This window comes from Streptomyces smaragdinus (assembly GCF_009604385.1).
Lineage (GTDB): Bacteria > Actinomycetota > Actinomycetes > Streptomycetales > Streptomycetaceae > Streptomyces > Streptomyces smaragdinus.
The window spans coordinates 511,564-526,435 of record NZ_WEGJ01000003.1; the positions used below are offsets into that span (position 1 = coordinate 511,564).

Genomic DNA, 14,872 nt, shown 5'->3' on the forward strand with positions numbered 1-14,872 from the left:
GGAGGTGGCGACGTGATGCGGTTTGAGTCTGTCCTCGGCGTGCGCACCGCCTGGCGCACCGTGGCCGACGGGGAGTTCTTCTGTCCGGGCTGCGGCGGCGACCGCAACTACCGGCAGCGTACGGGGCGGCGGCGGCTCGTGCTCCTCGGCGTGCCGGTGCTGCCCCGGGGGGTCGCGGCGCCGGTCGTGGAGTGCGCGGGGTGCTCTTCCCGGTTCGGGACGGACTCGCTGGATCATCCGACGTCGGCGCGGTTCTCCGTGCTGTTGCGGGACGCGGTACATACGGTGGCGCTCGCGGTGCTGTCGGCGGGGGGTGCGGGGGCGTCGTCGGTGCGGGAGAGCGCTTTGTGCGCTGTGCGGTGTGCGGGGTACGAGGAGTGCACTGAGGATCAGCTGCTCGCCTTGCTGTCCGCGCTTGAGGCCGATACGGGGCGGGCCTTGCCCGATGTGTGTGCGGGGCGGGGGGCGTCGCTCGAGATCGAGCTGTATGAGGCGCTGGAGCCGCTGGCTCCGCATCTCGCGGTGCCTGGGCGGGAGCGGCTGCTCCTTCAGGGGGCGGCTATCGCGCTGGCGGATGGGGCGTATACGCCGGGGGAGCGGGAGGTGCTGACGACCGTTGGTCGGGCGCTGCTCCTTGACGCGGAGGACACGGTGCGGCTCCTGGCGGCGGCTCGGGCGCCTTCGTCCTGAGGGCTCCTTCTTCGGGGGGCCTTGTCGGTGGCTCGCCCTCGCGGGCCGGCATGGGCTTGCTTCGCGCTGTCGGCCTGCGGCCGGGCGGAGTCGGCGCTGCGCTTATGTCCGGGCGCGGGACGGGGCGCTGTTGTTACGTCTTGTGTCCGGGGGCGGGCCGGGGCGCTGTTGTTACGTCTTATGTCCGGGGGCGGGCCGGAGCGGCGGCTCCGCTGGACGTGGAGACTTTGGTCTCGGTGCCGGGCCACGCTCCGCCGCCGCTCCGTCCCGCCCCCTCGTTACGCCGGCGGCCTGCGGAACGCGGCCGGTCCAGCCGCGTCGGCCACGCCGTGCGGCTCCCACACTCACCGCAACGCTGTGGGCAGCGCCCAAACCCGCAACGCTGCGGGCAGGGGCTCACCCCGCCGGACGGCGCCCAACCCCACAGCAACGCTGTGGGCAGGCGTCCCGCAGGGCGATGGGGGTACCCCCTGCTCGAGCGAAGCCGAGAGCTTGGGGGAGGGTGGGCACAGCGGACCGCAGCAATCGACGCACGACGCCACCAGCACGCCCCTGGCCGGAGGCCCACCCCCACGCCGGGGGGCCACCCCGCACCGCTCGGAGGCCCGCCCCACCTCACCGGCCGGAGGTCCGCCGGGGTGCGCGGCGCCCGAAGGATCACCCTGTGCGGGCCGGGCGGAAGCCGATGGTCGGCACCGCGCGGCGGAGGGGCCAGGGGCGCGTGGTGCACGGGATCAGCCTCCGCAGGAAGCCGTAGCGGGCGAGGGCGTCGGGGGACTGGTCCGATGGGGGGAGCGCCGAGACCCGGGTCCACCACGAGGACACCTCCGCCCACCCCGGCGCCGACTGTGAGCCCCCGAATTCCTGCACCGAGAGCGCCGCCGTCAGGCCCGCGAACGCCAGACGGTCGGAGAGCGGCCACCCCGCCAGCGTGCCCGTGATGAAGCCCGCCACGAACACGTCCCCGGCCCCCGTGGGATCCAGCGCCGAGACGGAGATCGCCGGCACCGACGCCGTCTCCCCCGTCGAGCCGTCGACCGCGTACGCCCCCTCCGACCCCATCGTGACCACCGCCAGCGGCACCCGCTCCGCCAGCGCGTGCGCCGCGTCCTGCGGGGTCTCCGTCCGGGTGTACCGCATCGCCTCCCCCGCGTTGGGGAGGAACGCGTGGCAGTGCGCCAGGTCCGGGAGGGCGTCCAGGTCCCACTGGCCCGAGTCGTCCCACCCCGTATCGGCGAAGATCAGCGCACCGTGCGACGCCGCCTGCGCCACCCACGGCTCGCTGCGCCCCCGCGCCAGCGAGGCGATCGCGGCGCGCGACGGCGGCGGCGGGCACCGCGGCGGCTCGTCCGGCGGCGGCGCCTCGTGGCCGTGGGAGACCATCGTGCGCTCCCCCTCGTACGCCATGGACACCGTCACCGGGGAGTGCCAGCCGGGGATCGTACGGGACAGGGAGAGGTCGATGCCCTCGCCGAGCTCGAGGGCCTCGCGGCAGTAGTCGCCGTACATGTCGTCGCCGAACGCCGCCGCGAGATTCGTCCGCAGACCCAGCCGGGCCAGGGCCGTGGCCATGTTGGCGACGCCCCCGGGGCTCATGCCCATGCCACGGGCCCAGGACTCGGTGCCGCGCACGGGGGCGCTGTCCAGGCCGGTGAAGATGATGTCCAGGAACACCATCCCCGTGAGATAGACGTCGACCGGCGGATCGTCCGGCCGCCGGGCGGCGGCGAGCGGGTCGATGTACGTGCGGGGCTCCACGAGGCATCACCTCCGGGCGTCATATGCGGATGCGGCCCAGTGTGCCCGACGGGTACGACAATCCGCTGTTACGACGCCTCAGATCACCTCGACGGCGGGCGGAGCACTGTTCAGGACGCGTGCCAGACCGTCAGGTCCGCCGCCAGGAAATTACTCCCGTACTGCGGCTCCGCCTGCTTCGACTTCACGACGAGCAGCGCGATCACCCCGGACCGGTGCTGCACGCAGATCTCGCTGCCGGTGGCCGTGCTGTTCAGCGGCAGCGTCCGCTCACCCCACGTCGCGTCGCGGCAGGTGCCGAGGTCCGCTCCCGGCTCACCGACCATCAGGGCCAGCTTGCTGGTGTCGCTCTCCAGCCGGCACTCGTACGACCCGCAGACGAACCGGATGTCGCCCTTGCGGTCCTTGTGCTCGATCGTCCCACCGAGGCTCACGGAGTTCGTCCCGTCGAGCATGATGAAGGGATGCGGGTACGCCTTGGTCGGTCCCGGCGTGGGCGAGGGGCTGGTCGTCGGAGTCGGGGAGGAAGTGCGGTCGTCCGCCGTCGTCGCGGACGGCGGGGGGCCGGAGTACGGGGGCAGCGGCGACAGCGACGGGCTCGACGGCGCCGCCCCCCACCCGCGCATCGTGTCCACCGCGTCCCCGAACGTCGTCGTCACCAGCACCAGCCCGACCGCCGTCGCCGCCGTCACCACCCCGGCGATCAGCGCCCGGCGCCGGCGGTCCGGGCGTACCGGCAAGGGCGGCGGCGGGGCGAGCAGGAACGGCGACGTCCGCACCAGCGTGGGGTCGGGGACCGGGGGCGGGGGTGTGGTCGGGGTGCCGGCTATCTCGCCCCAGACGGCCGGGCCGCCGTCGGTGTCCGCGCCCAGATGCCTGCGGCACCACTCGACGATCTCCGCCGGCGTCGCCCGGTCCGCCGGCTCCGCGGCCAGACAGCGGGCGAGCAGCGGACGCAGCTGCTCCGGGAGGGGCGTCAGGTCGGGCCTGGAGTGGATGATCCGGTACAGCACGCCCACGGACGGCCCGTCCCCGTACAGCGGCCGGCCGAGCGCCGCGAACGCCGCGGTCTGCCCCAGCGCGAACACGTCGCTGGCCGCCGTCACGTCACCGGCCTCCGCCTGCTCCGGCGCCATGTACGCGGGCGTGCCCACCGCGGTGCCGGTCGCGGTGTCCGCGGTGATCCCGGAGGCCAGCGAGATGCCGAAGTCGATCACGCGGGGGCCGTCGGCGGCCAGCAGCACGTTGGACGGCTTGAGGTCCCGGTGCACGATCCCCTCGGCGTGGATCACCTGCAGCGCCTCGGCCACCCCGGCCATCAGCCACAGCACCGCGGGCACCGGCAGCGGCCCCTTCGCGGCGACGGCGTCCGCGAGGGAGGGGCCGGGGACGTACAGGGTGGCGAGCCAGGGCGGGGTGCCCTCGGGGTCGGCGTCGACGACCTCGGCGGTGTACGCGCCCCGCACCCGCCGGGCGGCCTTCACCTCACGGCGGAAGCGGCGGAGGAACGACGGGTCGTCGGCCAGCTCGGGCCGTACGACCTTCAGCGCGACCGGGCGCCCGCCGCGGGTGTGCGACAGGTAGACGCGGCCCATCCCGCCGGCGCCCAGCCGCGCGGCGAGGCGGTAACCGCCGATCTGCCGCGGGTCGTCCCCCTGCAGCGCCTGGAACACCCCGGCCCTGTCGCCCACCGTTCCCCGCCCCCACTCGCGTCCTGCGCCGACCGCGTCGTCCCCGCCCGGCCCGCTTGTCCGGCCGGGGGTACGGGGGTGGCCCCCGGAAGGAATCAGCGCCGACGCGGCACTGTAACCCGGGTGAGATCCTCCGCGATCGTCAGCTCCCCCGTGAAGCCCGCCGCCCGGGCCTCCGCCTCGAACAGCGCCGGGTCCGTGTACCGCTGCGAGAAGTGCGTGAGCACCAGATGCCGCGCCCCCGCCCGCCGCGCCGCCTCCCCCGCCTGACCCGCGGTGAGATGACCGGCCTCGGCCGCCAGGGCCGCGTCCTGGGCCAGGAACGTCGACTCCAGGACCAGCAGATCCGCCCCCTTGGCCAGCTCGTGCACGGCGTCGCACATCCCCGTGTCCATGATGAACGCGAAGACCTGCCCCGGCCGGTGCTCGCTGACCTCCTCCAGCCGTACGCCGTTCAGCTCGCCGTCGCGCTGCAGCCGGGAGACGTCGGGGCCGCTGATCCCCGCGGCCTTCAGCCGGTCCGGCAGCATCCGGCGGCCGTCGGGCTCGGCGAGCCGGTAGCCGAAGGTGTCGACCGGGTGCGCCAGGCGCCGCGCGGTCAGCGTGAAGTCCAGCGCCTTCGCCACGATCCCGTCCCGTTCGACGGGCTCCTCCCGCAGCCGTACGGTCTCCCGGTACGCGGTGGCGAGCCGCAGCCGGTCGAAGAACGGCTGCCCGCTCGCCGGGTAGTGCGCGGTGACGGGGTGCGGGACGGCGTCCAGGTTGATCCGCTGGATGATGCCGGCCAGGCCCAGCGAGTGGTCGCCGTGGAAGTGCGTGACGCAGATCCGGGTCAGGTCGTGCGCGGCCAGCCCGGCGTGCAGCATCTGGCGCTGGGTGCCCTCGCCGGGGTCCAGGAGGATGCCCTCCCGGTCCCAGCGCAGGAAGTACCCGTTGTGGGCGCGCAGTCGGGTGGGCACCTGGCTGGCGGTGCCCAGCACGACGAGTTCGCGTGCGGACAAGGCCGGTTACCCGGGCGGCCAGTTGAGGCCGCGTCCGCCCAGGACGTGGGCGTGGACGTGGAAGACGGTCTGGCCCGCGCCGGCGCCGGTGTTGAACACGACCCGGTAGCCGGTCCCGTCGATCCCGTCGCCCGCGGCGACCTCACCGGCCTCGCGCAGTATGTCCGCCATGAGCTGCGGCTCGGCGGCGGCCAGCGCGGCGGCGTTCGGGTGGTGCGCCTTGGGGATCACCAGGACGTGTGTCGGCGCCTGCGGGTTGATGTCGCGGAACGCGAGCGTGGTCTCGGTCTCCCGGACGACGGTCGCCGGGATCTCCTTGGTGACCATCTTGCAGAACAGGCAGTCCGCCTGCGGCTCCCCGGCCATGTGCGCGGACCTCCTTCGTTGGTGGACGTCGATTGCGCCCCGATCGTATCGGGCGGAGATCGGCTTGTTCGGCGTACGGCGATCAGTCCCGTACGGGACGCCCCGGGCCCGTACCGGGGGCCCGGGGCGTCCGCTACCGCGGCAGCGGCGGCGGGCTCAGCGCGGGGCGCTGCTCCAGGGCCTCCAGGGCGATGCGGATCGCCTCGTCCAGCTGCGGGTCGGCGCCGGACACCGAGTCCCCCGGGGTGTGGACGACCTCGACGTCCGGGTCGACGCCGTAGTTCTCCACGTCCCAGCCGAGGCCCTGGGCCCAGAACGCGTACTTGGGCTGCGTGACCCGCGTCCCGTCGACGAGGGAGTAGCGGCTGTCGATGCCGATCACCCCGCCCCAGGTCCGCACGCCCACCACCGGGCCGATGCCCAGGGCCTTGATCGCGGCGTTGACGATGTCGCCGTCGGAGCCGGAGAACTCGTTGGCCACGGCGACCACCGGGCCGCGCGGCGCGTCGGACGGATAGCTGAACGGCCGCATCCCGCGCGGCATGTCCCAGCCGACGATCCGCCGCGCCAGCTTCTCCACGACGAGCTGCGAGGTGTGCCCGCCGCGGTTCTCCCGGACGTCGACGACCAGGCCCTCGCGGGCGACCTCGACGCGCAGGTCGCGGTGGATCTGGGCCCAGCCCGGGGCCTGCATGTCGGGGACGTGCAGATAGCCGAGCCGGCCGCCGGAGCGGTCGTGGACGTAGGCCCGGCGGCCGGCCACCCAGTCGTGGTAGCGCAGCGCCTCCTCGTCGGCGAGGGGGACGACGACGGTGTGCCGCACCTCGCCGCCGCCGGCCGGGGCGATCGTCAGCTCGACGGGCTTGCCCGCCGCGCCGACCAGCAGCGGCGCCGGGCCCGTGACCGGGTCGACGGGGTGGCCGTCGACGGCCAGGACCGCGTCGCCCGGGCGGATCGCCGCGCCGGGGGCGGCCAGCGGGGAGCGGGCCTGGGGGTCGGAGGACTCCGACGGCAGGATCCGCTCGATCCGCCACCGGTCGTCGTCGCCGCGGACCACGTCCGCGCCGAGCAGCCCGAGCCGGCGCTCACCGCTCCAGGCGCCGCCCGGGGGCACCACGTAGGCGTGCGAGGCGCCCAGCTCGCCCTGCACCTCCCACAAAAGGTCCACCAGGTCGTCGTGGGTGGCGACGCGGTCCAGGACCGGCCGGTAGCGCTCCAGCACGCCGTCCCAGTCGACGCCGCCCATGTCGGGGCGCCAGAAGTTGTCCCGCATCAGCCGGCCCGCCTCGTCGTACATCTGCCGCCACTCGGCGGCCGGGTCGACGGTCAGCCGGATCCGGTCCAGGTCGACGGTGACGTGCTTGTCGTCGTCCTCGTCCTTGGCGCTGGTGCGGCGGTCGGCGGGGACGGCCTTCAGCTTGCCGCCGGTCTTGATCAGCGCCCGCTTGCCGTCGCCGCTGACGGCGAACGCGTCGACGTCGTCGGTGATGTGCTCCAGCCGCAGCTGCGCCAGGTCGTACCGCTCCAGGTCGGTGCTCGGGCCCTCGTCGTCGGGGCCGGCGGTGTCGGAGCCGAGGACGCCGCGCAGCGGGTGGCGCAGCCACAGCACGCCGTTCTCGACGGCGCACAGGTCCGAATAGCGGCCGGCCTCCACGGGGAACGGCACGATGCGGTCGGCCAGGCCCTGGAAGTCGATGCGGGTGCTCGGCGTGGAGTCGTCGTCGCCGCCCTGCTCCTCCTTCTCCGGCTCCGGCGGCCGTCCGTGCCGCTGCGGGCCGAACGGCGAGGGGGTCTCGGCGGCCAGCGTGATCAGATACGGGCGGGTCGCGTACGGGAACGACAGGTCGAAGACGTGGCTGTCGTACACCGGGTCGAAGGCGCGCTTGGAGAGGAACGCCAGATGCCTGCCGTCGGTGGTGAACGCCGGCGCGTAGTCGGCGAACCGCAGCGGCGTGACCTCGGCGACATGGGGGTCGGCGGTGGAGGCGATCTTCAGCTGGCGCAGCGACTCGGCGCCCGGGTGGGACCACGCCAGCCAGCCGCTGTCGGGGGAGAACACCAGCCCCGTCGCGTCGCCGTTCTCGCTGCGGTCGACCTCCCGTACGTCGCCCGACTCGCGCTCCACGAGCAGGATCCGCCCGTCGTGCGCCGCCACGGCGGCCTTGGAGCCGTCCGGCGCCACGGCCAGCGACAGCACCCGGCCCAGCTGCCCGGCGGCGAGCCGGCGCGGCGTGGCGCCCGGCGCGAGCCCGGTGGCCGGCGCGAACTCCAGGGCGTCCTCGCCCTCGGCGTCCGTCACCCACACCACGTGCTGGGCGCCGTCCGCCTCGAACACCCGCGGCAGCCGCCCCCGTACCCCGGGCGTGGCGGCCAGCGCCCGCACCGGTCCCTCCCGGTGCGTCACCCAGTGCACGGAGCCGCGCACCTCGACGGCGCTGCCCCGCCCCGTCTGGTCGGGCCGGAAGCCGCCCAGATGCCGCGCGGCGCGGATCGGGTACGGCGTGAGGTCGGTGCGCTGACCGCCCAGCCGGATGTCCAGCCGGCGCGGCTCGGCGTCCTCGCCGAGGCTGTCCACCAGCCACAGCTCACCGGCGGACGCGTACACCACCCGCCGCCCGTCGCTCGCCGCGTGCCGGGCGTAGAAGCCGTCGGCGGGGGTGTGGCGGCGCAGATCGCTCCCGTCGGGCTCGCTGGAGTACAGCGCGCCCGTGCCCTCGTGGTCGGAGAGGAAGGCAATCCGGCCGCCCACCCACAGCGGGTACTCGATGTTCCCGTCGAGGGCGCCGTGGATCCGGGCGAAGTCGCCGTCCGTACGCAGCCACAGCTTCCCGGCCGTGCCGCCGCGGTAGCGCTTCCAGTACGCGGCCTCCCGGCCCATCGGCACGGACAGCAGCAGCACCCCCGGCCCGTCCGGCTGATACGCCACGTCGCCCACCGGCCCGAACTCCAGCCGGTCCGCGGGGCCGCCGTCCAGCGGCACCGCCCAGGCCCAGGAGCGGCGGAACGACGCCTGGCCGCGGGCGCTGACCGCCAGCACCCGGCCGTCGGGCGTCCAGTCCCGCACCGAGGTGCGCCCGTTCCCCCAGTACGTCAGGCGCCGCGTCGAGCCGCCGTCGACCGGCGCCAGATGCACCTCGGGCGCGCCGTCGCGCGTGGACGTCCAGGCGATGTGGGCACCGTCGGGCGAGATCCGGGGGTGGCTCACGGGCATGTCGTCCGCGCTCACCCGCCAGGCCCGCCCCCCGTGCAGTGGGGCGGCCCATACGTCGTCCTCGGCGGTGAAGGTCAGCAAGTCCCCCTGGAGGTGGGGGTATCGGAGATACGCATGAGGGGCTGTGGTCACCGGATCATCACATCACGCCGATGTCACAACGGGCGACGCCTTTGCCCCTCCCTGTGAACAACTCGCGGCATGTGGATAAACCCGTCACGCGGCCGGGTGACGAACCAGCGGCAGCCCGAGGGCGGCCACCACCGGAAAGAAGCCGCTCACCCCCACCGCCCCGACCGCGCCAGCAGCACCGCCGCAGCCGCCGTCCCCGCCGTCGACGTCCGCAGCACCGTCGGCCCCAGCCGGTACGGCTTCGCCCCCACCGCCTCGAACGCCGCCAGCTCCTCCGGCGCCACCCCGCCCTCCGGCCCGACGACCAGCACCACGTCCCCCTCGGCCGGCAGCGGGGCCCCGGCCAGCGGCAGCGAACCCTCCTCGTGCAGCACGGCCGCGAACGCCGCGCCCGCCAGCAGCGCCGCCACCTGCCTGGTCGTACACAGCTCCGCGACCTCCGGGAACCGCAGCCGCCGCGACTGCTTGCCCGCCTCCCGGGCCGTCGCCCGCCACTTGCCCAGGGCCTTCACGCCCCGCTCGCCCTTCCACTGCGTGATGCAGCGCGCCGCGGCCCACGGCACGACGGCGTCCACCCCCGTCTCCGTCATGGTCTCGACCGCCAGCTCGCCCCGGTCGCCCTTGGGCAGCGCCTGGACGACGACGAGCCGCGGCCGGGGGGCGGGTTCGTCTCGTACCTCCGTCACCGTGACGACGAGGCGGTCCTTGCCCTCCGCGGCGGCGACCGTGGCGTGCACGCCGGCGCCGAGGCCGTCGGTGAGGACCACGTCCTCCCCCGCCCGCAGCCGCTTCACGGACACCGCGTGGCGTCCCTCGGGGCCGTCGAGGACCACGGTCGTGCCGGGGGCCGCCCCGGCAAGGTCCGAACAGACGAAAACAGGCGCCGTCACGGCGATACCTCCTGTGCGGTGGGGCTGTCGCCCAGCGCCGCGCGCAGCTCGTCGGCCAGTACGCCGACCAGCTCGCCGGCGGGCAGGTCGCGGGCCAGCCGGTGTCCCTGGCCGGCCCACAGCGCCATGCCGTGGGCGTCCCCGGCGGAGGTGGCGGCGGCCCGCAGGGGGGCCGTCAGCCAGTGCAACTGGGGGTAGGCGGCGGGGGCGTAGCGGCCGTGTTCGCGGACGAAGCGGTTGACCAGGCCGCGGGCGGGGCGGCCGGTGAAGGCGCGGGTCAGCTCGGTGCGGGTGAGGACGCCCTCCAGGACGGCCCGTTTGTGGATCACGTTGGCGCCGGACTCGGGGCACACCAGGAACGCGGTGCCCAGCTGTGCGGCCTCGGCGCCCGCGGCCAGCGCGGCGGCGATCTGCGCGCCGCGCATGATGCCCCCGGCGGCGACCAGCGGCAGCCGTACCGCCTCGCGGACCTCGGCAAGCAGGGTGAGCAGCCCGCGTTCGGTGCCGTCCGCGCGCGGGTCGTTGCGGAACGACCCCTGGTGGCCGCCCGCCTCCACGCCCTGCACGCACAGCGCGCCGGCTCCCGCGTACGCGGCGGTGGCGGCCTCCTCCGCGCTGGTGACGGTGACCACGGTGAGCGTGCCGACGTCCGCGAAGGCGTCCAGCACCGCGCGGTCGGGGCAGCCGAACGTGAAGGAGACCACGGCCACCGGGTTCTCCCTCAGCAGCGTGACCTTCGCCTCGAACGCGTCGCTGTAGTCGGCGTCCTCCGCGTCCGTCTCGCCCAGCTCCGTCTCGTACCAGGCGGCCTCACCGGCGAGCTGTTCGGCGTACGCCGTGAGGCTGCCGTCGGCGGGGCCGGGCGGCTGCGGCAGGAACAGGCCCACGCCGAAGGGCCGGTCGGTGGCGGCGCGGAGCTGGCGCAGCTCCTCGTACATCGCCTCCGGGGTCTTGTACCCGGCGGCGAGAAACCCCAGGCCGCCCGCCTCGCAGACGGCGGCCGCGAGCTGCGGGCGGCTCGCGCCGCCCGCCATCGGCGCCTGCCAGACGGGCGTCGGCGCGAGCTCGCCCAAAGACGTGGGAGCGATGGACATGGCGCATATGCTGTCATGCCACGCGGAAGACCGCCGTCCGGACCGGACGGCACGGTCCCGCGCCCCTGTCAGCGGCCGTTGAAGGCGTCCTTCAGCCGCGAGAACAGCCCCTGCTGGCCCGGCTGGAACTGGCCCTGCGGCCGCTCCTCGTCGCGCAGCTTCGCCAGCTGCCGCAGCAGCCGCTCCTGCTCGGCGTCGAGCTTCTGCGGGGTGACCACCTCGACGTGCACGATCAGATCGCCCCGGCCGCCGCCGCGCAGATGCGTCACACCGCGCTGGTGCATCGGGATCGACTGGCCGGACTGGGTGCCGGGCCGGATGTCGACCTCCTCGCGGCCGTCGAGGGTGTCCAGATGGACCTTGGTGCCCAGCGCCGCCGCCGTCATCGGGATGGTCACCGTGCAGTGCAGGTCGTCGCCGCGGCGCTGGAACGTGCTGTGCGGCAGCTCGTGGATCTCCACGTACAGATCGCCCGCCGGACCGCCGCCCGGGCCGACCTCGCCCTCGCCGGCCAGCTGGATCCGGGTGCCGTTGTCGACGCCCGCGGGGATCTTCACCGTGAGATTGCGCCGGGAGCGCACGCGGCCGTCGCCGGCGCACTCGGGGCACGGGGTCGGCACGACCGTACCGAAGCCCTGGCACTGCGGGCACGGGCGCGAGGTCATGACCTGGCCCAGGAAGGACCGGGTGACCTGGGAGACCTCACCGCGGCCGCGGCACATGTCGCAGGTCTGCGCGCTGGTGCCGGGGGCGGCGCCCTCGCCGTTGCAGGTGTTGCAGACGACGGCCGTGTCGACCTGGATGTCCTTGGTCGTCCCGAAGGCCGCCTCGGGCAGCTCGATGTCGAGCCGGATCATGGCGTCCTGGCCCCGGCGGGTACGCGAACGCGGACCGCGCTGCGAGGCCGTGCCGAAGAAGGCGTCCATGATGTCGGAGAAGTTGCCGAAGCCGCCGCCTCCGCCGAAGCCGCCGCCGCTCGCGGAGAGCGGATCGCCGCCCAGGTCGTAGACCTGCTTCTTCTCCGGGTCGGAGAGGACCTCGTAGGCGGCGTTGATCTCCTTGAACCGCTCCTGGGTCTTCGGGTCCGGATTCACGTCCGGGTGCAGCTCGCGCGCGAGCCTGCGGAAAGCCTTCTTGATCTCGTCCTGCGAGGCGTCGCGCCGCACTCCGAGGATCGCGTAGTAGTCCGTCGCCACTTACGACTCCGCCAGGATCTGTCCGACGTAACGTGCCACAGCGCGTACTGCTCCCATCGTTCCCGGGTAATCCATGCGGGTCGGTCCGACCACGCCGAGTTTGGCCAGTGCTTCGTCCCCGGCACCGTAGCCGACGGAGACGACGGACGCGGAGGTGAGTCCCTCGTGCGCGTTCTCGTGCCCGATTCGCACCATCATGTGGGCGTCCTGGGTCTCGCCGAGCAGCCGGAGCAGCACCACGTGCTCCTCCAGCGCCTCCAGTACGGGGCGGATGCTCAGCGGGAAGTCGTGGTCGAAGCGGGTGAGATTGGCGGTCCCGCCGATCATCAGCCGCTCCTCGGTCTGCTCGACGAGTGTCTCCATCAGGGTGGCCAGCACCGTGGCGACCGTGCCGCGGTCCTCGGGCTCGAAGCCCTCGGGCAGGTCCTGGACGAGCTTGGGCACGTCCGCGAAGCGCCGCCCCACCACCCGGCTGTTGAGCCGGGCGCGCAGATCGGCCAGCGGCTGCTCGGCGAACGGCCCCGGACAGTCGACCATGCGCTGCTCGACCCGGCCGGTGTCCGTGATCAGGACGAGCATCACGCGGGCCGGGGCCAGCGACAGCAGCTCGACGTGCCGCACCGTGGAGCGGGTCAGCGACGGGTACTGCACCACCGCGACCTGCCGGGTGAGCTGCGCCAGCAGCCGCACCGTACGGCCGACCACGTCGTCGAGGTCGACGGCGCCGTCGAGGAAGTGGTGGATGGCCCGCCGCTCGGCGCCCGTGAGGGGCTTGACGTCGGCGAGCTTGTCGACGAACAGGCGGTAGCCCTTGTCCGTGGGGATCCGGCCGGCGCTCGTGTGGGGCTGGGCGATGTAGCCCTCGTCCTCCAGCGCCGCCATGTCGTTGCGCACGGTCGCCGGGGACACGCCCAGGCTGTGGCGCTCCGTGAGGGCCTTGGAACCCACCGGCTCCTCGGTGCCGACGTAGTCCTGGACGATGGCACGCAGCACCTCGAGTCTGCGTTCACTGAGCATGCCCGACCACCTCCAGCCGTGGATCGAAGGTCACTCCCCCTGGCACTCTGCGTCCCCGAGTGCCAGCTTTCCCAGGCAAGTGTACGGCGGGTCACCAGGGGCCGAGCAAGCCCGAACCCCTGACCGCACACATCCGGCGATCGGCGGGAACACGACGGCGGCCCCGCCCGCCATGGCTTAGCGTCCCGCTATGGGCACGAAAGCGGAATACCCGGCGGGCCGGGCGGCAACCGCGCACCGGTGGGAAGAACTCGCGCCGGGCGTGCTGCGGCGCAGGCTGCCCGGCTGGGACGCCACCGTGGGCGTGATCACCGGCCCGGCCGGGGTGCTGCTCGTCGACACCGGCTCCAGCCTGCGCGAGGGCGCCGAGCTGCGGACGGAGGTACGGGAGCTCGTGGGGCGGCCCGTGACGCATATCGCACTCACCCACCCCCACTTCGACCACGTCTTCGGTACGGCGGCCTTCGCGGGGGCCGAGGTGTACGGGCCGCACGGAATCGAGACGGTCCTCACCCGGGACCGGGAGGAGCTCCGCGACGACGCCACGCGGCACGGGCTGCCCCGGGAGGAGGCGGCCGAGGCGGCGGACGTGCTGGTGGCGCCGCAGCGGCTGGTCGCCGGGGAGTGGACGGTGGACCTGGGCGGGGGGCGCGAGGTGCTGCTGGCGAATCTGGGGCCGGCGCACTCGGGGCACGACCTGGTGGTGCTGGTGCCGGGGACGGACCTCTCGGCTCACGGGAACCACTCCCCCAAGGGTACGAGCGGCCTCCGACAGCACGCTCCCGTCGTCTTCTGCGGCGACCTCGTCGAGGAGTCCGGCGTCCCCCAGGCCGGCCCCGACGCGCATCCGGCGCGCTGGCCGGGGGCGCTGGACAAGCTGCTGGAGCTGGCGGGCGACGACGCGCTGTACGTCCCGGGGCACGGGGCGGTGGTCGACGCGGCGTTCGTACGGCGGCAACGGGCCGAACTGGCGGCGGGTTTGGATTAGCCTGCGGGGATGCGCTACGGCCCGATCGACCTGACTCCTCCGTGGAAGAAGTCCGGTCCCGCCCCCGAAGTCCCCGCCGACCCCGGCCTGGTGGCCGAGGAGGCGGTCACCGGCTTCTGCGGGGCCGTCATCCGTACGGAGAAGACCGCCGAGGGGCCGACCGTCACCCTGGAGGACCGCTTCGGCAGGCACCGGGTGTTCCCGCTGGCGCCGCGCGGCTTCCTGATCGACGGCGAGGTGGTCACCCTGGTCCGCCCGGCGGCCCCCGCCCCGGTGCGCCCGACCCGTACCGCCTCCGGCTCGGTGGCCGTCCCCGGGGCGCGGGCGCGGGTGGCGCGCGCCGGGCGCATCTACGTCGAGGGGCGCCACGACGCGGAGCTGGTGGAACGCGTCTGGGGCGACGACCTGCGGATCGAGGGCGTGGTCGTGGAGTATCTGGAGGGCGTCGACGACCTCCCGGCGATCGTCGCGGACTTCGCCCCCGGCCCGGACGCGCGGCTGGGGGTCCTGGTGGACCATCTCGTACCGGGCTCGAAGGAGTCCCGGATCGCGGCCGCGGTGACCGGCGAGCACGCGCTGGTGGTGGGCCACCCGTACATCGACGTCTGGGAGGCCGTGAAGCCCGCGTCCGTGGGCATCCCCGCCTGGCCCTCCGTGCCGCGCGGCCAGGACTGGAAGACGGGGGTGTGCCGGGCGCTGGGCTGGCCGGAAAACACCGGTGCGGCGTGGCGGCGGATCCTGGGCTCGGTGCACTCGTACCGGGATCTGGAACCGCCGCTGCTGGGCTGCGTGGAACACCTGATCGACCACGTGACGGCCCCCTGACGGCGGGAAGCCC

12 protein-coding genes are annotated in these 14,872 nt (G+C 74.3%); 3 read left to right on the top strand and 9 right to left on the bottom strand.

What is annotated here, in order from left to right; translation table 11 throughout:
* The first annotated feature begins 15 nt into the window (after positions 1-15).
* Positions 16-690, top strand: a complete 675-nt coding sequence (locus SRB5_RS08480) for a TerB family tellurite resistance protein (protein ID WP_153450798.1) — start codon at positions 16-18, stop codon at positions 688-690.
* 657 nt (positions 691-1,347) lie between these two features.
* Here the strand turns inward: SRB5_RS08480 and SRB5_RS08485 are convergent.
* From SRB5_RS08485 to hrcA, 9 genes are all read right to left on the bottom strand, one after another.
* Positions 1,348-2,448 carry a carbohydrate kinase family protein gene (locus SRB5_RS08485; protein WP_407703889.1) on the bottom strand — a complete coding sequence of 367 codons (1,101 nt, stop codon included), beginning with the start codon at positions 2,446-2,448 and terminating at the stop codon, positions 1,348-1,350.
* Between the two features lie 110 nt (positions 2,449-2,558).
* The gene (locus tag SRB5_RS08490; RefSeq protein ID WP_323377278.1) at positions 2,559-4,139 is read right to left on the bottom strand and encodes a serine/threonine-protein kinase; all 1,581 of its coding nucleotides are present in this window, start codon (positions 4,137-4,139) and stop codon (positions 2,559-2,561) included.
* A gap of 95 nt (positions 4,140-4,234) precedes the next feature.
* Positions 4,235-5,140, bottom strand: coding sequence for a ribonuclease Z (locus SRB5_RS08495; RefSeq protein ID WP_153450799.1), 906 nt, complete (start codon positions 5,138-5,140; stop codon positions 4,235-4,237).
* A 6-nt stretch (positions 5,141-5,146) separates the two neighbouring features.
* The gene (locus SRB5_RS08500; RefSeq protein WP_153450800.1) at positions 5,147-5,506 is read right to left on the bottom strand and encodes a histidine triad nucleotide-binding protein; all 360 of its coding nucleotides are present in this window, start codon (positions 5,504-5,506) and stop codon (positions 5,147-5,149) included.
* 133 nt (positions 5,507-5,639) lie between these two features.
* A complete protein-coding gene (locus SRB5_RS08505; RefSeq protein ID WP_153450801.1) occupies positions 5,640-8,798 on the bottom strand; it encodes a S41 family peptidase in 3,159 nt (1,052 codons plus the stop codon).
* A gap of 197 nt (positions 8,799-8,995) precedes the next feature.
* The gene (locus tag SRB5_RS08510) at positions 8,996-9,739 is read right to left on the bottom strand and encodes a 16S rRNA (uracil(1498)-N(3))-methyltransferase (protein WP_323377281.1); all 744 of its coding nucleotides are present in this window, start codon (positions 9,737-9,739) and stop codon (positions 8,996-8,998) included.
* Positions 9,736-10,833: a nitronate monooxygenase gene (locus SRB5_RS36380; protein WP_153450802.1), complete on the bottom strand. Its 1,098-nt coding sequence runs from the start codon at positions 10,831-10,833 to the stop codon at positions 9,736-9,738. Before SRB5_RS36380 ends, SRB5_RS08510 begins: the two co-directional genes overlap by 4 nt.
* A 68-nt stretch (positions 10,834-10,901) precedes the next feature.
* Positions 10,902-12,029, bottom strand: coding sequence for a molecular chaperone DnaJ (gene dnaJ / locus SRB5_RS08520; RefSeq protein ID WP_323377283.1), 1,128 nt, complete (start codon positions 12,027-12,029; stop codon positions 10,902-10,904).
* Complete coding sequence (gene hrcA / locus SRB5_RS08525) at positions 12,030-13,046, bottom strand: heat-inducible transcriptional repressor HrcA (protein WP_153450803.1); 1,017 nt, start codon at positions 13,044-13,046, stop codon at positions 12,030-12,032.
* Positions 13,047-13,236: 190 nt separating this feature from the next.
* Between hrcA and SRB5_RS08530 the strand changes: the two genes are divergently transcribed.
* On the top strand, positions 13,237-14,034 hold the full coding sequence (locus SRB5_RS08530; protein WP_153450804.1) for an MBL fold metallo-hydrolase: 798 nt from the start codon (positions 13,237-13,239) through the stop codon (positions 14,032-14,034).
* A 9-nt stretch (positions 14,035-14,043) separates the two neighbouring features.
* Positions 14,044-14,859: a DUF3097 domain-containing protein gene (locus SRB5_RS08535; RefSeq protein WP_153450805.1), complete on the top strand. Its 816-nt coding sequence runs from the start codon at positions 14,044-14,046 to the stop codon at positions 14,857-14,859.
* The last annotated feature ends 13 nt before the right edge of the window (positions 14,860-14,872 follow it).

Bases quoted from the DNA above. Each gene is read 5' to 3' on its own strand.
- SRB5_RS08480 (WP_153450798.1), top strand. From the start codon at position 16: ATGCGGTTTGAGTCTGTCCTCGGCGTGCGCACCGCCTGGCGCACCGTG.
- SRB5_RS08500 (WP_153450800.1), bottom strand. From the start codon at position 5,506: ATGGCCGGGGAGCCGCAGGCGGACTGCCTGTTCTGCAAGATGGTCACC.
- SRB5_RS36380 (WP_153450802.1), bottom strand. From the start codon at position 10,833: ATGTCCATCGCTCCCACGTCTTTGGGCGAGCTCGCGCCGACGCCCGTC.
- hrcA (WP_153450803.1), bottom strand. From the start codon at position 13,046: ATGCTCAGTGAACGCAGACTCGAGGTGCTGCGTGCCATCGTCCAGGAC.
- SRB5_RS08530 (WP_153450804.1), top strand. From the start codon at position 13,237: ATGGGCACGAAAGCGGAATACCCGGCGGGCCGGGCGGCAACCGCGCAC.
- SRB5_RS08535 (WP_153450805.1), top strand. From the start codon at position 14,044: ATGCGCTACGGCCCGATCGACCTGACTCCTCCGTGGAAGAAGTCCGGT.